Source organism: Motilibacter aurantiacus, from assembly GCF_011250645.1.
GTDB classification, from domain to species: domain Bacteria; phylum Actinomycetota; class Actinomycetes; order Motilibacterales; family Motilibacteraceae; genus Motilibacter_A; species Motilibacter_A aurantiacus.
The window spans coordinates 439,710-457,739 of record NZ_JAANNO010000003.1 but is presented as its reverse complement, the minus strand read 5'-3'; the positions used below and the strand labels follow the sequence as shown (position 1 = coordinate 457,739).

17 protein-coding genes are annotated in these 18,030 nt (G+C 74.2%); 14 read left to right on the top strand and 3 right to left on the bottom strand.

All coding sequences use genetic code 11. From position 1 onward, the window contains the following. Positions 1-18: 18 nt before the first annotated feature. The 6 genes from G9H72_RS08475 to G9H72_RS08450 all read left to right on the top strand — a co-directional run bounded on the left by G9H72_RS08475 (position 19) and on the right by G9H72_RS08450 (position 4,726). Entirely contained in the window at positions 19-774 is a 756-nt protein-coding gene (locus G9H72_RS08475; protein ID WP_331272105.1) for a LamB/YcsF family protein, read from the top strand. 5 nt (positions 775-779) lie between these two features. Beyond that, positions 780-1,394, top strand: coding sequence for a 5-oxoprolinase subunit B family protein (locus tag G9H72_RS08470; RefSeq protein WP_166169782.1), 615 nt, complete (start codon positions 780-782; stop codon positions 1,392-1,394). A gap of 13 nt (positions 1,395-1,407) precedes the next feature. Next, on the top strand, positions 1,408-2,286 hold the full coding sequence (locus tag G9H72_RS08465; protein WP_166169780.1) for a 5-oxoprolinase subunit C family protein: 879 nt from the start codon (positions 1,408-1,410) through the stop codon (positions 2,284-2,286). 93 nt (positions 2,287-2,379) lie between these two features. Further along, complete coding sequence (locus G9H72_RS08460) at positions 2,380-2,547, top strand: hypothetical protein (protein ID WP_166169068.1); 168 nt, start codon at positions 2,380-2,382, stop codon at positions 2,545-2,547. 128 nt (positions 2,548-2,675) lie between these two features. Then, positions 2,676-3,059, top strand: a complete 384-nt coding sequence (locus G9H72_RS08455; RefSeq protein ID WP_166169778.1) for a DUF485 domain-containing protein — start codon at positions 2,676-2,678, stop codon at positions 3,057-3,059. Then, the gene (locus G9H72_RS08450; RefSeq protein ID WP_166169776.1) at positions 3,059-4,726 is read left to right on the top strand and encodes a solute symporter family protein; all 1,668 of its coding nucleotides are present in this window, start codon (positions 3,059-3,061) and stop codon (positions 4,724-4,726) included. Before G9H72_RS08455 ends, G9H72_RS08450 begins: the two co-directional genes overlap by 1 nt. Before the next feature lie 487 nt (positions 4,727-5,213). Here the strand turns inward: G9H72_RS08450 and G9H72_RS22885 are convergent, their stop codons facing one another. After that, positions 5,214-7,436 carry a SpoIIE family protein phosphatase gene (locus G9H72_RS22885; RefSeq protein ID WP_166169774.1) on the bottom strand — a complete coding sequence of 741 codons (2,223 nt, stop codon included), beginning with the start codon at positions 7,434-7,436 and terminating at the stop codon, positions 5,214-5,216. Between the two features lie 109 nt (positions 7,437-7,545). Here G9H72_RS22885 and G9H72_RS08440 point away from each other — a divergent pair, with 109 nt between their 5' ends. The 3 genes from G9H72_RS08440 to G9H72_RS08430 are packed head-to-tail and all read left to right on the top strand — an operon-like array spanning position 7,546 to position 10,577. Beyond that, entirely contained in the window at positions 7,546-9,246 is a 1,701-nt protein-coding gene (locus G9H72_RS08440) for a sodium:solute symporter family protein (protein WP_166169772.1), read from the top strand. 11 nt (positions 9,247-9,257) lie between these two features. Next, a complete protein-coding gene (locus G9H72_RS08435) occupies positions 9,258-9,584 on the top strand; it encodes a hypothetical protein (RefSeq protein WP_166169770.1) in 327 nt (108 codons plus the stop codon). A 57-nt stretch (positions 9,585-9,641) separates the two neighbouring features. Then, positions 9,642-10,577: an aldo/keto reductase gene (locus tag G9H72_RS08430; RefSeq protein ID WP_166169768.1), complete on the top strand. Its 936-nt coding sequence runs from the start codon at positions 9,642-9,644 to the stop codon at positions 10,575-10,577. Positions 10,578-10,583: 6 nt separating this feature from the next. Here G9H72_RS08430 and G9H72_RS08425 read toward each other — a convergent pair whose 3' ends face one another. Further along, entirely contained in the window at positions 10,584-11,180 is a 597-nt protein-coding gene (locus G9H72_RS08425; RefSeq protein ID WP_166169766.1) for a nitroreductase family protein, read from the bottom strand. A 288-nt stretch (positions 11,181-11,468) separates the two neighbouring features. Between G9H72_RS08425 and G9H72_RS08420 the strand changes: the two genes are divergently transcribed. The 3 genes from G9H72_RS08420 to G9H72_RS08410 all read left to right on the top strand — a co-directional run bounded on the left by G9H72_RS08420 (position 11,469) and on the right by G9H72_RS08410 (position 15,145). After that, the gene (locus G9H72_RS08420) at positions 11,469-12,215 is read left to right on the top strand and encodes a phosphatase PAP2 family protein (RefSeq protein WP_166169764.1); all 747 of its coding nucleotides are present in this window, start codon (positions 11,469-11,471) and stop codon (positions 12,213-12,215) included. A 77-nt stretch (positions 12,216-12,292) separates the two neighbouring features. After that, positions 12,293-12,493, top strand: coding sequence for a hypothetical protein (locus tag G9H72_RS08415; protein WP_166169762.1), 201 nt, complete (start codon positions 12,293-12,295; stop codon positions 12,491-12,493). Between the two features lie 141 nt (positions 12,494-12,634). Next, complete coding sequence (locus G9H72_RS08410) at positions 12,635-15,145, top strand: SpoIIE family protein phosphatase (protein ID WP_166169760.1); 2,511 nt, start codon at positions 12,635-12,637, stop codon at positions 15,143-15,145. Here the strand turns inward: G9H72_RS08410 and G9H72_RS21425 are convergent. Then, positions 15,105-16,076: an MSMEG_6728 family protein gene (locus tag G9H72_RS21425; protein ID WP_331272103.1), complete on the bottom strand. Its 972-nt coding sequence runs from the start codon at positions 16,074-16,076 to the stop codon at positions 15,105-15,107. The two genes, G9H72_RS08410 and G9H72_RS21425, sit on opposite strands and share 41 nt — an antisense overlap. 40 nt (positions 16,077-16,116) lie before the next feature. Here G9H72_RS21425 and G9H72_RS08400 point away from each other — a divergent pair, with 40 nt between their 5' ends. Together G9H72_RS08400 and G9H72_RS20940 are read left to right on the top strand one after the other, a co-directional pair. Further along, the gene (locus G9H72_RS08400) at positions 16,117-17,571 is read left to right on the top strand and encodes an NAD-dependent malic enzyme (RefSeq protein ID WP_166169759.1); all 1,455 of its coding nucleotides are present in this window, start codon (positions 16,117-16,119) and stop codon (positions 17,569-17,571) included. Continuing rightward, positions 17,568-18,011, top strand: a complete 444-nt coding sequence (locus tag G9H72_RS20940; RefSeq protein WP_196790897.1) for a VanZ family protein — start codon at positions 17,568-17,570, stop codon at positions 18,009-18,011. The genes G9H72_RS08400 and G9H72_RS20940 overlap by 4 nt, the downstream gene beginning before the upstream one ends. Positions 18,012-18,030: the final 19 nt, after the last annotated feature.

Sequence of the window (18,030 nt, the reverse complement as noted above, 5' to 3'; positions counted from 1 at the left end):
AGCGGCGAGGAGGTGCGCGTGCAGGTCGACCTGAACTGCGACGTCGGTGAGGGCTTCGGGGCGTGGGAGCTCGGCGCCGACGACGAGCTGCTCGAGGTGGTCACCAGCGCCAACGTGGCCTGCGGCTTCCACGCCGGCGACCCCTCGTGGATGCGCAGGACCTGCGAGCGCGCGGCCGAGCGCCGCGTCGTCATCGGCGCCCAGGTCGGGTTCCCCGATCTGCAGGGCTTCGGGCGGCGGCACCTGGAGATGACCGAGATCGAGCTCGCCGACGCGGTGCTCTTCCAGATCGGCGCGCTGGACGCGTTCGCCCGCGCCGCCGGGTCCCGCGTCGAGTACGTCAAGCCGCACGGGGCGCTCTACCACGCGGCGGCGCGGCGTCAGGACTACGCGGCCGGCGTGCTGCAGGGCGTCCTCGGGTTCTCGTCGGAGCTGGCCGTCGTCGCCCCGCCCGGCTCGCTGCTCGGCGCGGCCGCCGCCGACGCCGGGCTCGCCGTCGCGGTCGAGGGCTTCGTCGACCGGCGCTACACCGCCGACGGCGGGCTGGCGCCGCGGTCCGAGCCGGGCGCGGTCCTGACCGACGCCGCGGAGATCCGGCGGCAGACGGTGGGTCTGGCGACCGCCGGTCACCGGGGCCCCGACGGGATGACGAGGGTCGCGACCCTGTGCGTGCACAGCGACACGCCCGGCGCGGCCGGCGTCGCGCGCGAGGCCCGACAAGCGCTCGCCGATGCAGGAGTCGAGGTTCGCCCGTTCCTGCCGCGGGCAGGCTGACGCAGGTGCCCGGCCTCCGTCCTTGCGGCGAGACGGGCCTGCTCGTGGAGCTGGCCCACGACGACGACGTGCTGGGGGCGTACTTTGCCCTCGCGAGCTCGGTGCCGCCCGGCGTCACGGACCTCGTCCCGGCGCAGCGCACGGTCCTCGTCACCTTCGACCCCACGCTGACCACCGCCGAGGCGGTGGCGGCCTGGGCCTGGTCGACCCCGCCGCGGGCCGCGGGCGCCGCGCCCGGTCGCACGGTCGAGATCCCGGTGGCGTACGACGGGGAGGACCTCGCCGAGGTGGCGGCCGCCGCGGGGCTGACGGTCGAGGACGTCGTACGGCTCCACTCCGCCACGGAGTTCCGCGCCGCGTTCTGCGGCTTCGCCCCGGGCTTCGCCTACCTGCGCGGCCTTCCCGAGCAACTGCACCTGCCGCGCCGCCCCACCCCGCGGACCCGCGTGCCTGGGGGGGCGGTCGCGATCGCGGGGGAGTACTCCGCCGTCTACCCCGGCCCGTCGCCCGGCGGCTGGCACCTGCTCGGCACGTCGCCCACCCTCATGTGGGACCTGACGCGCCGCCCGCCGGGGCTCGTGCAGCCCGGCGACGCCGTGCGCTTCATGGCCACCGGGTGACCGGGGCCTCCCGGTGATCGAGGTCGTGCGGGCCGACGGGCTCGTCACCCTGCAGGACCGCGGGCGCGTGGGGTACGGGCGGTGGGGGGTGTCCCCGTCCGGCGCCGCCGATCGGGCGAGCCACCTGCTCGGCGCGCGGCTGGTCGGGAACGCCGGTCACACGGCGGCGCTCGAGCTGACCCTGGGCGCGTTGACCCTGCGCGCCGACCGGCGCCACGTCGTCGCCGTCACCGGCGCACCCGCCCCGGTGCTGGCCGACGACGCCCCGGTGCCGATGCTGCGCCCACTGCTGCTCGAGCCGGGGCAGTCGCTCCGGGTGGGGCGGCCCACCGCCGGGCTGCGGACGTACGTCTCGGTCGCCGGCGGCTTCGACGTCCCCGCCGTCCTGGGCTCGCGCTCGACCGACACCCTGTCCGGGATCGGGCCCGCCCGCCCCGGGCCCGGCGACCTGCTGCCGGTCGGGCCGGGCGGTGGCACGCCGGCGTGGGACGTGGACCTCGCCGTCCAGCCTCACCTCGGGCCGGCGGGTGCGCTGGCCCTCACCCCCGGCCCGCGCGCCGACTGGTTCGAGCCGGACGCCCTGCGCGTCCTCACCACGGCCGAGTACGAGGTGTCGCCTGACAGCAACCGGGTGGGGGCCCGCCTGCGCGGCCCGGTGCTCGCCCGGCGCGTCCTGGACGAGCTGCCGCCCGAGGGGCTGGTCCGCGGCGCCGTCCAGGTCCCCGCGAGCGGTGAGCCGCTGGTCTTCCTGGCCGACCACCCCGTCACCGGTGGCTACCCGGTCATCGGGGTCCTCGCCCCACCGGACGTCGACCGGCTCGCGCAGTGCCGGCCCGGGGACAGGACGCGCTTCCGCCTGCCAGCCGGAAGAGCCGACGCACGATTCCGGTGAGCCGCTTCGGTTCCGCGGGATCCTGCAGCGGGCACCGAGGAGGGGTTGGCACGCCCGGCGTCACCCGGGCGACCGGAGAACGAGGGAGGGGCCATGAGCGAGCAGCCTGACCACGAGCTCGAGGAGCTGGAGGAGGACTCGTCGGTGCCGCCGCGGCCCGAGGAGGCCGTCGCGGACGCCGGGCAGGGCCATGCGGGCACCCCCGGCGTACAGCCGGTCGTGCCCGGGGCGCCCGAGGTGGCCGACAACACCCTCGCCTGACCCGGGCGGCGCACTTCGGGGGTTGTCCTCCCGGTCGTAGCGGCACGGGCTACCGCCCCCGCGCTGATCGTCCTATCCTGCTTGGCCTCGGCAGAGGCAGCGTTCTCCCTCGAGGAAGAAGGCAGCGCATGGCCAGGTCGACGACGCGCGGGCAGGCATTCGGGCCGCAGGGCCGGCCGCCGGGCTCCGCCGAGCACTACGCGGCGCTGCGCGACAGCCCGGACTTCCGCGAGCTGCGCGCGCGCTTCCGCCGCTTCGTGTTCCCCATGACCGCGGCCTTCCTGGCGTGGTACCTGCTCTACGTCGTCTGCTCGGCGTGGGCCCGCGACTTCATGGGGAGCAAGCTGGTCGGCGTCGTCAACGTGGCGTTCGTCTTCGGCCTGCTGCAGTTCGTCTCCACCTTCCTCATCGCCTGGCTGTACGCCAGGCACGCACGCAGCACGCTCGACCCGCTCGCGGACCGGGTCGCGCGCGACGCGGACGCGCGGCGTACCGGACGGGGGGAGGCATGATGAGCGACGTGCAGGCGCAGCCCCTGGCCGCGGCCGCGAGCGACGTGACCGGCGGGCAGCGCGGGCTCACGGTCGCGCTCTTCCTCGCGTTCGTGGCGCTCACGCTCTACATCACGCTGCGAGCGAGCAGGCAGACCAAGACGGCAGCGGACTTCTACGCCGGCGGCCGTTCGTTCTCCCCGGTGCAGAACGGGCTGGCCATCGGCGGGGACTACATGTCGGCCGCGTCGTTCCTCGGCATCGCCGGGATCATCGCGCTCTTCGGCTACGACGGCTTCCTCTACTCCATCGGCTTCCTTGTCGCCTGGCTGGTCGCGCTGCTGCTCGTGGCCGAGCTGTTGCGCAACTCCGGCAGATACACCATGGCCGACGTCGTCGCGTTCCGGATGCGGCAGCGGCCGGTGCGCGTCGCAGCGAGCGTGTCGACCATCGTGGTCTCGATCTTCTACCTGCTCGCGCAGATGGTCGGCGCCGGTGCGCTCGTCGCGCTGCTGCTCGGCATCTCCGCCGACAACGACGCCGCCAAGGCACTCACCATCGTGGTCGTCGGCCTGCTGATGATCTTCTACGTCACGGTCGGCGGCATGAAGGGCACGACGTGGGTGCAGATCGTCAAGGCCGTCCTGCTGATGACCGGCACCACGCTCATCACCATCCTCGTCCTCGCGTGGGTCGGGTTCAGCGTCAACGAGCTGCTGGACCGGGCCGCCGAGCGCAGCGGCAAGGGCGAGGCCTTCCTGGAGCCGGGGCTGCGCTACGCCACCGAGGCGAGCGGCCTCACCGGCAAGCTCGACCTGCTGAGCCTGGGGCTCGCCCTCGTGCTCGGCACCGCGGGCCTGCCGCACATCCTGATCCGCTTCTACACCGTCCCGACCGCCCGCGACGCCCGCCGCTCGGTCAACTGGGCCATCGGCATCATCGGGGTCTTCTACCTGATGACCATCGCCCTGGGCTTCGGCGCCGCCGCCTTCGTCGGGAGCTCCGCGATCGCCGAGCAGAACCCGGGCGGCAACACCGCCGCCCCACAGCTCGCGCGCTCGGTGGGGGACCACTTCTTCGGCGACACCGGCGGCACGGTGCTGCTGGCCGTCATCGCCGCGGTCGCGTTCGCCACGATCCTGGCGGTCGTCGCGGGGCTCACCCTCGCCTCGTCGTCGTCCTTCGCCCACGACATCTACGCCAGCGTCCTCAAGGACGGCCAGGCCGGCGAGGGCCAGGAGGTGCGCGTCGCCCGGGTGTCGGCGTTCGTCATCGGCGCCGTCGCGATCGTGCTCAGCATCTTCGCGCAGAACCTCAACGTGGCCTTCCTCGTCGCGCTGGCGTTCGCCGTCGCGGCGTCGGGCAACCTGCCGGCGATCCTCTACAGCCTGTTCTGGAGCCGCTTCAACACCTCCGGCGCCGTCTGGTCGATCTACGGCGGGCTCGTCTCGGCCGTGACCCTGGTGATCTTCAGCCCGGTCGTGTCCGGCAAGGAGACCTCGCTCTTCAAGGACACGGACTTCTCCTGGTTCCCGCTCGACAACCCCGGGATCGTGTCGATCCCGATCGGGTTCCTGTGCGGGTGGCTCGGCACCGTGCTCTCCAAGGAGCGCGACGACGTGAAGTACGCCGAGCTCGAGGTGCGCTCGCTGACCGGGCACGGGGCGGAGGGCGCGGCGTCGCACTGACGGCGGGTGGGCGGACGCCTGCCTCGCGGGCACGTCCGCCTCGCGGGCACGACACGCCTCGCCGACTGCGCTGATCGTGCACGGTGGTCAGTTGTCCACAGGGACGGCTCCCGGCGGCAGTGACGATGAGTGGTGGCGGCATCGAGCTGATCCTGGAACAGGTCGCATGCCAGTGGTCGCAGGAGACTCTGGTAGCAGGCCGTGACCTCGGAGTCCGGGTGCGTGCGGTCGCCCTGTCCAGCAACCCGCAGCGGTCCTCGAACTCCAACCCCAGCCCTGCCGTGCCTCCGGACGGCCCCGACCCGACGGCTACAACAGCCCGGCCCAGGATGGGATGAGTCACCGGACGTGCCTGGTCAGCGGCAAAGGGCGGGGTTGCCGCGAGCTCCACGAGCGGCGCGCCGCTGCCGCAGCCTGCGAGCGGCGCGACCGTGCCCAGCAGCTAGGCACGCCCCGCCAGGACCCGCTTCCGGGCTGCCAGTCCCCGTCAGCCCTCCGCGCCGCACCGGCGCAGCACCAGCACGGTGACGTCGTCCTCGTGCGCCCCGCCGGTGTGCGCGGACGCGAGGGCGCGCCGCAGCAGCGCCGACGCCGTGCACCCGGCGGACCCGTCGAGCGCGCCGACGACGCGGGCCATGCCGACGTCGATGTCCTCGTCCCGGCGCTCGACGAGGCCGTCGGTGAGCATGACGAGCGACTCGCCGGGGGCGAGGGCGACGGTGACCGAGCGGCGGTCGCCGTCCACGACGCCGAAGGGCGTGCCCCCGTCCACGTCGAGCTCCTGCGTGCCGGTCTCCTGCACGAGGAGCGGGCAGAGGTGCCCGGCGCTCGCGATCTGCACGGTGCCCTGCGCCGGGTCGAGCAGCAGGTAGAGCAGGGTGACCAGCTGCGCGACGTCGAGGCTGTCGAAGAAGCTGTCGACTCGCGTGAGGACGGCCGCGGGGTCCGGGTCGGCGATCGCGTACGCCCGGACCACCGTGCGGGTCTGGGCCATCGCCGCCGCGGCCTGCACCCCGCGGCCCATGACGTCGCCCACGACGGCGACGACCCGGCCGTCGGGGAGGGGGAGCACGTCGTAGAAGTCGCCACCGGCCGCCTGCCCGCCCGCCGGGCTGTAGTGGGCGCTGATGTCCCACCCGGGAACGGTGTCGACGCCGGCCGGCAGCAGCGCGCGCTGCAGCTCGAGCGCGGCCTCGCGCTCGGCCGCGTAGAGCTCGGTGCGCTGGAGCGTCTGGGCCGTCTGCGCGGCCAGCGCGAGCACGAAGCTGCGCTCGTCGTCGTCGAACAGCCGCCGGCTCTGGAAGCTGAAGCGCAGCGCGCCGAGCGTGCGCTCGCCGACGGTCAGCGGGACCGCGCACATGGAGACGGTCGCGGCCTCCAGGCCACGCAGGGCGGGGAAGCGCCGGTCGCGCTCGTCGCGCGACTCCAGCCACACGGCCTCCCCGGTCCGCAGCGCGGTGGCGGCCGGCAGCGGGGCGTCGAGGCGCTCCTCGCGCAGCGCGTCGACCAGCTGCTCGCCGTAGCCGACGACGCCGGGGACGGTCAGGTGCTCCTCGTCGGGCGCAGGCAGCACGAGCCCGCCGCCGGAGGCGCCCAGGGCGGCGACGCCCTCGGACACGACCACGTCGGCGACGTCCTCCGGGGTGCGTGCCCGGGCGAGCGCCGCGGTCACCCGCTGAAGCCGGGCGGCGCGCTCGGTGGTGCGCTGCAGGGCGGCCAGCCGCTGCATCTCCTCCAGCAGTCGGGTCTCGAACGGCACGACGGGCTCCGGGCGGCGCCCGGCCGCCAGCTCGCGCAGCTGCCGGACGACGGCCTCGACGTACCACTGGCGGAAGAGGCGGTGCGCCGGTGGCGTCTCCAGCGTCAGCAGGCGTGCGGCGCGGGAGTACGCGTCGGCCTCGTCGAGCGCCGCGAGGTAGGCCTCGCCGGCCTCCGCCGCGGACGTCGGCAGGTGCAGGGTGAGCAGGGTGCGCGGCTCGGCCCGCTGCGCGGCGGCGAGCGCCTGCCGCTTGATCGCGTCCCGGGCGTCGCCGAAGCCGTCGACCACCGTCTCGATCAGCGTGGCCAGGTGCTCGGGGACGTCCCCACCCTCGGACGCGTCGCGGGCGAGGCTGAGCTCCCGGACCAGGTTGTCGATGTGCGCCTTGGCCGCGATCAGCAGGTCGGTGGGGACGTCGCCGAGCACGACGGTGTAACGCTGCTCGGCGGAGGGCTCCTCGTCGTGCCAGGCGGCCAGCAGCCCGTCGACGTCGACGGACAGGTCGTTCGTGAGGCCCGGGCCGGCCTCGAGCTCGGCCCACACGAGCTTGCCGCCCCGCCCGTCGCGGTCGACGCCCCAGCCGGCGGACACCGCCTCGACGAGGGCGAGCCCGCGCCCGGTCATGTTGGTCGTGCTCGGCGCGGGGCGGACCGGCGTCCGGGCGCTGGCGTCGTGGACCTCGATGCGGATCCGCTCGGCGTTGCCGGCCACGCAGACCGTGACGGGCGGCGCGCCGTGCTGCACCGCGTTGGCCAGCAGCTCGGCCGCGACCAGCGCCGCGTCGTCGGCGAAGGCGGTCGCCCCCCGGGACACGACCTCGCGCTGCACGAAGTGACGCCCGGTGCGGACGACGAGCGCCCCGCCCTCCGCCTCGATCTCGAGGCACTCGCTGCGCGCGCCGGGCGTACCGGCACAGCAGCCGCCCGCCCGCTCGGCCCCAGCGTTCGTCACCCCCGAATGGTAGGGCCGCGCCCCGGCGGCGGGGCGCAGACCTGCTCATCACGGGTGGGAACTCGAACGGTGCGCCCGCGGCGACGCAACGTCACGGGGGGTTTGGATCATGGGGCTGGGGAGAAGAGCGCCGTCCGTGAGCGCGCTGCGGCTGGACATGTCGCCCCTTGACTACCTGATCCTCGCGCTGTATTTCGCGACGGTCCTGGGCATCGGCTTCGCCGCCAGACGGGCCATCAGAACCAGCCTGGACTTCCTGCTCTCGGGCCGTGCGCTCCCGGCCTGGGTGACCGGGCTGGCCTTCGTCGCGGCCAACCTCGGCGCCATCGAGATCCTGGGCATGGCGGCGAACGGCGCGCAGTACGGCGTGGCGACCGTCCACTACTACTGGGTCGGCGCCATCCCGGCCATGGTCTTCCTCGGCATCGTGATGATGCCCTTCTACTACGGGTCGAAGGTCCGCAGCGTGCCGGAGTTCCTCCGGCTGCGCTTCAACGACTCGACCCATCTGCTCAACGCGGTCACTTTCGCGCTGTCGGCCGTGCTGATCGCCGGGGTGAACCTGTACGCCCTCGCCATCGTCATGCGCGCGATGCTCGGCTGGCCGCTGTGGGTCTCGATCTGCGTCGCGGCCGCGTTCGTCCTCGTGTACATCGGGCTGGGCGGGCTGTCGTCCGCGATCTACAACGAGGTCCTGCAGTTCTTCGTCATCCTCGCCGGGCTCATCCCGGTCGTCGTGATCGGCCTCAAGGAGGTCGGAGGCTGGAGCGGCCTGGAGGAGAAGGTGCGCGCCACGCAGGGCGGCGGGGAGGCGTACCTCCATGCGTGGGAGGGCACCGGGTTCGGCACCGGCACCAACCCGATCGGGGCCAACTGGCTCGGCATCGTCTTCGGCCTCGGGTTCGTCCTCGGCTTCGGCTACTGGACGACCAACTTCGCCGAGGTCCAGCGCGCCCTCTCCGCCCGCAACATGAGCGCGGCACGGCGCACGCCGCTCATCGCCGCGTACCCGAAGATCTTCATCCCGCTGGTCACGGTGATCCCGGGCCTCATCGCGCTCGTGCTCATCCCGCAGCTGGGCGACGAGAAGGCCGGCGCGGACTTCGAGTACAACAACGCGATCCCGCTGCTCATGGAGAGGTACCTGCCCTCCGGCGTGCTCGGCGTGGCCGTCACAGGCCTGCTGGCCGCGTTCATGGCCGGCATGGCGGCGAACGTGTCCAGCTTCAACACCGTGTTCACCTACGACATCTGGCAGCAGTACGTCCGCAAGGACCGGCCGGACGAGTACTACCTCAGGGTGAGCCGGTGGGTCACCGTGGCCGGCGTGGGCATCGGCATCGGCACGGCGTTCATCGCGGCCGGCTTCAGCAACATCATGAACTACCTGCAGACGCTGTTCTCGCTGTTCAACGCTCCGCTGTTCGCGACCTTCATCCTCGGGATGTTCTGGAAGCGCATGACGCCGAAGGCCGGCTTCTGGGGCCTGCTCAGCGGGACGCTCGCGTCCCTCACGCTCTACGTCCTCTACAAGACGGGGGTCGTGGACTTCCGGTCCGACCTGGAGGAGAGCATGTGGGGCGCCGGGCTCGCGTTCGTCGTCGACATCGCCGTCTCGGTCGCGGTGAGCCTGCGCACGACGCCGAAGCCGGTCGAGGAGATCGCCCCGCTGACCTACGGCGGCAAGGGCACCGCGGCCAGCAAGCCGGCGGACCTGCTCAAGGGCGACGAGGCGTGGTACCGCTCGCCGGTCCTGCTGGGCGCCGGGGCGCTGGTGCTCTCCGTCGTGCTCTACATCCCGTTCTACTGAGGAGGCCCGGCATGGCCCAGGAACCGCGCAGCACGGCCCCCGGCGACAGCTCGGGGGAGCCGCAGGCCTCGACCGGTGCCGCCCGCCTGTTCGACGTGCGGCGGATGATCGGCGGGCTGTTCGTCGTGTACGGCGTGATCGTGACGATCGCCGGCCTGGTCGACGGCGAGGAGGCGGCCGAGAAGGCGCAGGGGATCGACATCAACCTGTGGGCGGGGCTGGGCATGCTCGCGCTGGGCGTCGTCTTCCTGGCCTGGCTGTGGCTGCGCCCGGCAGAGCCCCCGGGCGGGGACGACCAGGAGGTCATGCGCGAGGCGGCGCTGCGCGCCAAGCACTGACCCGGGTGAGGCCGACCTCACGGCCTCGGGCGGCGCCCGGAGGGTAGGAAGCGTCCCATGGCAACGATCCCCACCACCGGCCTCGACGTCTTCGGCCTCTGCCTCGGCGGCAACGTCTTCGGCTGGACCGCGGACGAGCAGGCCTCCTTCGCGGTGCTGGACGCGTACGCAGCAGCCGGCGGCAACTTCGTCGACACGGCCGACGTCTACTCCGAGTGGGCTCCCGGCAACTCGGGGGGCGAGTCCGAGCGGGTCCTCGGGGCCTGGATGCGCAGCCGCGGCAACCGCGAGCAGGTCGTGGTCGCGACCAAGGTCGCCAAGCACTCGGCGCTGCGCGGGCTCGCGCCGGCCACGATCGCGAAGGCGGCCGACGAGTCGCTGAGCAGGCTCGGCACCGACTACATCGACCTGTACTACGCCCACGAGGACGACCCGAGCGTCCCGGTCGAGGACGTCCTGGGCGCCTTCGCCGAGCTGGTCCGGGCCGGCAAGGTCCGTCAAGTCGCCGCGTCCAACTTCTCCGCCGGCCGGCTGGCCGAGTTCCTCGCGGTGTCCCAGCGCGAGGGGCTGCCGCGCTTCGTCGCCCTGCAGAACGCGTACAACCTCGTCAACCGCGACGAGTACGGCGCGGGCCTGCAGCAGCTGGTGACGCGGGAGCGGCTCGCCTTCCTGCCCTACTACGGGCTCGCCTCGGGCTTCCTCACCGGGAAGTACCGTCCCGGCGCCAGCGTGGACAGCGTGCGCAGCGGGGGAGCGGCGGCGTACCTGCAGGACCCGCGCAGCGCCGGCCTGCTCGCCGCGCTCGACGAGACCGCGCAGGCCCACGGCACGAGCGTGGCCGCCGTGGCGCTGGCCTGGCTGCGCGTGCAGCCCGGTGTCGTCGCCCCCATCGCGAGCGCACGCACGCCGGAGCAGCTGGCGGACGTGCTCCCCGCGGCGACGCTCGAGCTGTCCTCGGACGAGCTCGAGCGCCTCACCGCGGCCTGGTCGTAGCGGCGCTCAGCCGACGGCGGGCGTGCCCCAGCTGCCGCTGAACGCGATCTGCGGCAGCGGCATGCGCTCGCGCGGGGCAAGCTCGCGCGCCCGGAGGGCCTCCGGCAGGCCCTCCGGGTCGCCCATGCGCCCGATCGCGAGCACGATGAAGGCCTCGTAGCCGGCCGGGACGTCGAACTGGGCGAGCAGCGCCTCGTCCGAGAAGCCGGCCATCTGGTGGACGTGCAGGCCGAGCGCGTGAGCCTGCAGGGTGAGCTGCGCGACCGAGAGGCCGAGCTCGTACGGCGCGTGGCGCAAGGGCGCGCCCTCGGCGTCCACCGTCGCGGCCAGCCCCACGACGAGAGCGGACGCGGACCCCGCCCAGAGCTGGTTGCCCGGCATGAGCGCGTCGTAGACCCCCTTGAACGTCGCGTCGCCCCGGCGGCCGACGAGGAACCGCCACGGCTGGCGGTTCACCGCGCTCGGCGCCCAGCGGGCCGCCTCGAGCACGGAGTGCAGGGCGGCCTCGTCGAGCTCGTGCGCGATGTCGTAGGCGCGCGGGCTCCAGCGGTCGGCCAGCAGCGGGTGCAGCGTCGGGGGCGTGGCGGAGGTGACGTCGGTCATGGAGATGCTCCGTGGGTCGGCGCGCGTCATTGAACGTTCAACAGTGAGCTTAGGACATCTCTTCCCCGGGGACCCGGTGCTGCCGGGCCGCTTCGCCCTGGTACGTCCATCCGTGCGTATTCCCTTGCGTCCCGGCGGCGGCGGTATCAGGCTGCAACCCTCGGCGCTCAGCCCCTAGGGGATCGGCCGAGAGGTGTACGGGCCCGGTCATCCCGCCGGACGATGCGTGCCGATTCCCGCGGGCGGCACGATCAGATGAGAGGCTGATGAACGGCGAGGGGAGGTCAGGTGACTGCGGTCGTGGGAGTCGTACGCGGCGCCGGGCGACGGGTGCCACAGGGGGCGAGGGAGCTCCTGCTGGTCGCCGTGCTCCTCGTGGTCTACAAGTTCGGCCGGCTGCTCAGCGCTGAGTCGGTCGCGACGGCCAAGCAGAACGCCTACGCGATCCTGCACCTGGAGCGCGTGCTCCGGCTGCCGCAGGAAGCGTGGGCGCAGAGCCTGGCCCTCGGGTCACCCGACCTCGTGCAACTGGCCAACAAGTACTACGCCTGGGTGCACTTCCCGGCGGCCGCCGCCATGCTGCTCGGCCTCTGGTTCTTCGCCCACGGCCACTACTTCTGGGTCCGGCGGGTCATGGCCACGATGACGATGGTCGCGCTCGTGCTCCACGTGGTCCTGCCACTCGCCCCGCCGCGGATGCTGCCGGGCTTCGTCGACACCGGGCTCTACTACAACGAGTCCGTCTACTCCTCCCCGACCGCGACGGCCCTGGCCAACCAGTACGCCGCGATGCCCTCGCTCCACGTGGGCTGGGCCATCATCGTGGCGGCGGCCGTCATGGCGACGATCCGCTCGCGCTGGCGCTACCTGATCCTGGCCCATCCGGCGATCACGCTGATCGTCGTGGTCGTGACGGCGAACCACTACTGGCTCGACGCGCTGGTCGCCGGCGCCCTCTTCGTCGTGAGCTTCGCGCTGGTGGGGCCGCGGGGAGTGCTGCTGCGCAGCCGGCAGGAGTACGCGGTCGCGGCGTAGGCGCTGCCGTCGCCGCGGGGGGCGACGAGCCGTCGAGGCCGTTTCAGGGCAGGCGCGCCGGGGGGAGCCTGGGGGTCATGACCTTGCCGCAGACCGAGCCGGAGCCGGTGCCCGACCTGCCGCCGCTCGACCCCGCAGAGCCGATCCCGGACGACCCGGGGCCGCTGCTGCCGGACGACCCGACCGAGCTGCCGCCGCCGGTGCCGGAGCCCTCGCCCGACCCAGGGGCGCTGCCGCCCCCGCCCCCGCCCGCGCCGCCGGGGCTGCCGCCAGGCTGAGCCCGAGAGGTGCCGGACCGCTCGCGAGCGCGCCTCGATGCGGTTCTCGACCGGTTCTCGACCGGTCTCCGGCTGCGCTGACCGGGGCGAGCAGCAGGCTTGTCCCCCCTGACCGACCAACGGGGCACTACCGTGACGAACGTGACTTCGCCGATGCAGCGCGACGAGGAGGCCGCGCCACCGGCCGGGTCCCCGCCTGTGCCGGCGTCCGAGGCGCCCCTGCCCGCAGGCGAGCCGGGCGTCCCGGCGGGGAGCGCAGGCCCGGCTCTGGCCGACGTGCTCGACGCGCTGGCGGTGGCGACGATCGTGCTCGACGCCCGAGGCCGCATCGCCGTGTGCAACAGCGCCGCCGCGGAGCTCCTCCAGCTGCCCGCGGGGCGGTGGGCCGGTCGCAGCGTCCTGCTCGGCCAGGACGACAGCCTCGTCGACGCCGTCCGACGGCTCCTCGCCGGTGAGCCGATGGCGCGCGAGACCCCCGTCCGGCTCGGCAACGGCGACGTCCGGGCGCTGTCCTGGAAGGGCACCCCGCTGCGCGACGCGGACGGTGCGCCGGCGGGCGCGGTCGCCGTCCTGGAGGACACCCGCCGCCGGCAGGCGACGCGGCGCGACCTCGCGCTCGTGGACGCGCTCTTCCGGGAGGCGCCGGTCGGGCTGGCGGTCTTCGACACCCGCGGCCGGTTCACCCGGGTCAACCGGGCCCTGGAGCTGCTCGACGGCGTTCCCGACGACGAGCACCGCGGCCAACGCTTCACACAAGCGCTGCCCACCGTCGCGGCCGACGTCGACGAGGTCGTCGACCGCGTGCTGCGCACCGGCGCCCCGGCGCCGGACGTCGAGATCGTCACCTCCGGCGACAGCGGGGGCAGCGGGGCCGACCCCGGCGGCGCGCGGACCTGGCTCGGCTCGTTCTTCCGGCTCGAGCACGCCGGGCAGCCGGTCGGCGTCGGCTCGATCATCCGCGACGTGACGTCGCAGCGGCGGGCGCAGCAGGAGCGGGCGGAGGCGGCCGAGCGGCTCGCCTTCATCGTGCGCGCCGGTGAGCTGCTCGCCGGGTCGCTCGACCCCCGGCTGACCATGTCGAACCTCTGCGACCTCATCGTCCCCGCGCTGGCCGACCACGCCTTCGTCGACCTGCGCGAGGAGGACGGCGGGCTGCGCCGCACGGCGATCCGGCACGCCGAGGGCGTCGACGTCCCCCCGGCGGCCGTCCGCCACGTGGGGCAGGTCTACGACTACCCCCACGGCCACCCGCTGCGACGCGCCGCCGAGCTGGGGGAGGAGCACCTGGTCCCGGACGTCGACGCCGTGCCTCAGCAGGTTCCGCAGGGCAAGGACGCGGGCTTCGTCAAGGCCGTCGGCGGGCGCAGCGTGCTCGTGCTGCCGATGATGGTGGCCGGCCAGGTCATCGGCGTGACCACGATGGTCCTCTCGCGCAGCGGGCGCAGGTACGGCCCGGCGGAGGCCGAGCTCGCGCGTGACCTGGTCAACCGGGCGTCGGTCGCCGTGGCCAACGCGCTCTCCTACGAGCAGCAGCGCTCCGCGGCGGTCGCCCTGCAGCGCAGCCTGCTGCCCGAGGTCCTGACCGGGACGGAGGGGCTGGACGCCGCCTGGCGCTACCTGCCGGGCGCGACCGGCACCCAGGTGGGCGGCGACTGGGCCGACGTGATCCCGCTCCCGAGCGGCCGGGTCGCGATCGTGGTCGGCGACGTCATGGGCCGCGGGCTGCACGCTGCTGCCGTCATGGGCCAGGTGCGGACGGCGGTGCGGGTGCTCGCGTACCAGGACCCGCCCCCGTCGGAGGTGCTCCGCGCGCTCGACCTCGCTGTCGCCGGGCTGGCCGAGGGGCAGATCGTCACCTGCGTCTACGCCGTCTTCGACCCGGGCCGGGGCACGCTGACGCTCGCCAGCGCCGGCCACGTCCCGCCCATCCTGGTGCCGCCGGGCGGCGAGCCGGAGGTGCTGCGCGGCCCCGTCGGCGTGCCGCTCGGGGTCCGGGCCGACCTGGGCTACGAGGACTTCGAGGTGCCGATGCCGCACGGCACCGGCCTCGCGCTCTACACCGACGGGCTCGTGGAGGCGCCCGGCCAGGACGTCGACGACGGCATCGCCCGGCTCGCGGAGGCGCTGCGCGACGGCTGGGACGACCTCGACGGCCTCTGCGACGCGGCGATCAAGGCCGGCGCTCAGCACGCGCCCGGGCGCCCGGACGACGTCGCGGTGCTGCTGGTGCGCGCGAGCTTCGGCCAGGACGAGCTGGTGGTGTCCGCGACGCTGCCGCCCGACCCCGCGGCGGTCTCCCCGGCCCGCGCCATGTTCTCCGCGGCCCTCGAGCGCTGGGGCCTCGGCGACGACCCGGCCGCGATCGCCGGTGAGCTGCTGGTCAGCGAGGTCGTGACCAACGCGATCCGCTACGCCCCGCGGGGCAGCTGCCAGCTGCTCGTGCGCCGCGCCGAGCGCAGCCTGCACATCGAGGTGCGCGACTCCGACACCCGGCTGCCGCGGCTGCGCCACGCAAGCTTCGAGGACGAGGGCGGACGCGGGCTCGCGCTCGTCCAGGCCCTGTCCCGCAACTGGGGTGCGCGGGCGCTGCCCGACGGCAAGGTCGTCTGGTTCACGCTGGACGTTCCTCCGGTCGAGCCCCCCGCAGGGTGAGCACGGGCAGGCCGAGCGCGGGCAGCTCGACCGGTGGCTCGTCGTCGTCGACGTCCACCACGACGAGGCCGGCGCCCTTCGCCGACGCCCGCGTCACCGACGCCGGACGCAGGAACCGGAACTCCGGCTCGGCGGTGGCCTCGGCCTCCATCGCGGCGACCGCGTCCGGGGTCGGGGGCTTGGCGATGGAGGCCGAGGTCTTCGCCCCCGGCGCGGGCGGCCGGTGCGGCTCGTGCGCGCCGGGGGAGTGCGGCAGGGCGGGGCCGCGGCGTACCCAGAGCGTGGCGCCGGGGGTGCAGAGCCCGGCCAGCAGCCCGGACGCCGTCACCTCGCTCTCCTGCGTGAGCGTGAGCTCGGCGTCCTCGCCGTCCTGCAGCGCCCACACCGCCTTCTCCTGCTCCTCGGTCGCCTCGGCGCGCCCGAGCAGCTCCAGCGCGGCGTACACCGGGAGCTCCTTCTCCCGGCCGCGCCGGATCGGCCACCGGGGGAAGGCGGGGGCGGGCCACAGGTAGTCCAGGTCGTCGGGCGTCCCGGGGAACCTGTCCCGGTAGTACTCCGGCTCCTTGCGCAGCAGGGCCGACCGGTGGCTCAGGTGGAACGCCTCCTCGCCCAGCCACGGCGGCAGCTGGCCCTGCTCCAGCAGCTGCTCCCACTGCGGCTCCCGGCCGCCGGTGAACGCCAGCAGGGACGCGCGGGTGGCCTCCGCCCGCCCGCGGCGCTCCCAGACGTCGCAGGTCGCCAGCCCGTAGGCCACGAGCGCGGGGGTGAAGCCGCGCCACATCCGGGTGGCGGGATGGTTCTTCCAGCCGTACTGGGGCCAGACGAGGGCGCGCAGGATCTGGAACGTCTCGACCCGCTGCTTGCCCAGGCGCTTGTCGTCGAGGGCCTGGGCGCTCGCCACGAAGTCCGGGTACGGCAAGAAAGTCTGCACCTGCGCGTCGTACCCACCTGCGGGTGGCACCATCTCCGACATGACCCTGGCGCCCAGCGTGTCGTACTCGATCACCGTGCGGCTGGAGCTGCCGGCCGCGGGCGGGGCCGTCAGCCGGCTGACCGCGGCGGTGGAGCAGGCCGGGGGCGTCGTGTCGGCGCTCGACGTCACCGCCAGCGGCCCGAAGGTCGTCCGGATCGACGTCACGATGGCGGCCCGCTCCAGCGACCACGCCGGGGAGCTGGTCGACGCGCTGCGCCGGCTCGACGGCGTCACCATCGGCAAGGTCTCCGACCGGACGTTCCTCCTGCACCTCGGGGGCAAGATCGAGGTCACCTCGAAGGTCCCCATCCGCAACCGCGACGACCTGTCGATGGTCTACACGCCAGGCGTCGCGCGGGTCTGCCTGGCGATCGCGGAGAACCCCGAGGACGCCCGGCGGCTGACCATCAAGCGCAACACGGTCGCCGTCGTGACCGACGGGTCGGCTGTGCTGGGGCTCGGCAACCTCGGGCCGAAGCCCGCGCTGCCGGTGATGGAGGGCAAGGCGGCGCTGTTCAAGCGCTTCGCGGGCATCGACGCCTTCCCGATCTGCCTGGACACCCAGGACGTCGACGAGATCGTCGAGACCGTGGTGCGGATCGCGCCGGTGTTCGCCGGCATCAACCTCGAGGACATCTCCGCCCCCCGCTGCTTCGAGGTCGAGCGCCGGCTGCGCGATCTGCTCGACATCCCGGTCTTCCACGACGACCAGCACGGGACCGCCATCGTCGTGCTGGCGGCGCTCACCAACGCCTTGCGCGTGGTGGACAAGGCGCTGCCCGACGTGCGCATCGTCATGGCGGGCGCCGGAGCGGCGGGCACCGCGATCCTCGACCTCCTGCTCGCCGCCGGGGCACGCGACGTGGTCGTCTGCGACGAGCACGGCGCGCTCCACCCGGACCGGCCCGCCACCGACGAGCGGCTCTGCGACATCGCGCGGCGGACCAACCCGCGCGGCTACCAGGGGCCGCTGAAGGGCGCGCTCGCCGGCGCGGACGTCTTCGTCGGGGTCTCCGCCCCCGGCATCCTCACCGGCGACGACATCGCCACCATGGCGCCGCGCTCGGTGGTGTTCGCGCTGGCCAACCCGGACCCGGAGGTGGACCCGGTCGACGCGGCCGAGCACGCCGAGGTCGTCGCGACCGGTCGCAGCGACGCGCCGAACCAGATCAACAACGTGCTCGCCTTCCCCGGCGTGTTCCGCGGCCTGCTGGACGCCCAGAGCCGCGGCGTGACGAACGAGCTGCTGCTCGCCGCGGCGCGTGCCCTCGCGGCGGTGGTCGCCGACGACGAGCTCAACGCGGCGTACATCGTCCCCAGCGTGTTCCACCCGGGGGTGGCCGACGCCGTCGCCTCGGCCGTCCGCACGGCGGCGGCCCGCGGTGGCACGTCGGTGGCCGCGCAGCCGTTGGACGAGCTGCCCGGGGAGCAGGACGTGGAGGAGCGCGCGTGACGTCGACGAGCGAGCAGGCGTCCGAGCCCGTCGAGCGGGGCGGCTCGCTGCGCACGCCGGCCCGGTGGGCGGTTTTCGTCGCGGCGATCGTGCTCCAGCTCGTCGTCGTGTACACGCCGTCCTCCGGCCCCGGCGGAGGGGTGCCGTACCTCGACAAGGCCGTGCACGCCGCGATCTTCGGGCTGGTCGCGTGGTCCGGGCTGCGGCTCCGGCTGCCCGCCGCCGCCCTGCTCGGCGTCCTCGGCGCGCACGCCGTGATCAGCGAGGTGCTGCAGGGGACGTTGCTGCCGCGGCGCAGCGGCGACGTCCTCGACGCGGTCGCGGACGTGGTGGGGATCGCGCTTGGGGCGCTCGTGGCCGGGCACCACTTCGACCGCGTCGAGCGGGCCCGCCGGCAGCGGAAGGGCACGCCCCCGGACGCGGGGCGGGCGGAGCAGTGACGGGGAGGCCATGACCGAG

Coding starts and splice junctions, on each gene's coding strand:
- G9H72_RS08460 (WP_166169068.1), top strand. CDS start 2,380: ATGAGCGAGCAGCCTGACCACGAGCTCGAGGAGCTGGAGGAGGACTCG.
- G9H72_RS08455 (WP_166169778.1), top strand. CDS start 2,676: ATGGCCAGGTCGACGACGCGCGGGCAGGCATTCGGGCCGCAGGGCCGG.
- G9H72_RS08450 (WP_166169776.1), top strand. CDS start 3,059: ATGAGCGACGTGCAGGCGCAGCCCCTGGCCGCGGCCGCGAGCGACGTG.
- G9H72_RS08440 (WP_166169772.1), top strand. CDS start 7,546: ATGGGGCTGGGGAGAAGAGCGCCGTCCGTGAGCGCGCTGCGGCTGGAC.
- G9H72_RS08435 (WP_166169770.1), top strand. CDS start 9,258: ATGGCCCAGGAACCGCGCAGCACGGCCCCCGGCGACAGCTCGGGGGAG.
- G9H72_RS08430 (WP_166169768.1), top strand. CDS start 9,642: ATGGCAACGATCCCCACCACCGGCCTCGACGTCTTCGGCCTCTGCCTC.
- G9H72_RS08425 (WP_166169766.1), bottom strand. CDS start 11,180: ATGACCGACGTCACCTCCGCCACGCCCCCGACGCTGCACCCGCTGCTG.
- G9H72_RS08415 (WP_166169762.1), top strand. CDS start 12,293: ATGACCTTGCCGCAGACCGAGCCGGAGCCGGTGCCCGACCTGCCGCCG.
- G9H72_RS08400 (WP_166169759.1), top strand. CDS start 16,117: ATGACCCTGGCGCCCAGCGTGTCGTACTCGATCACCGTGCGGCTGGAG.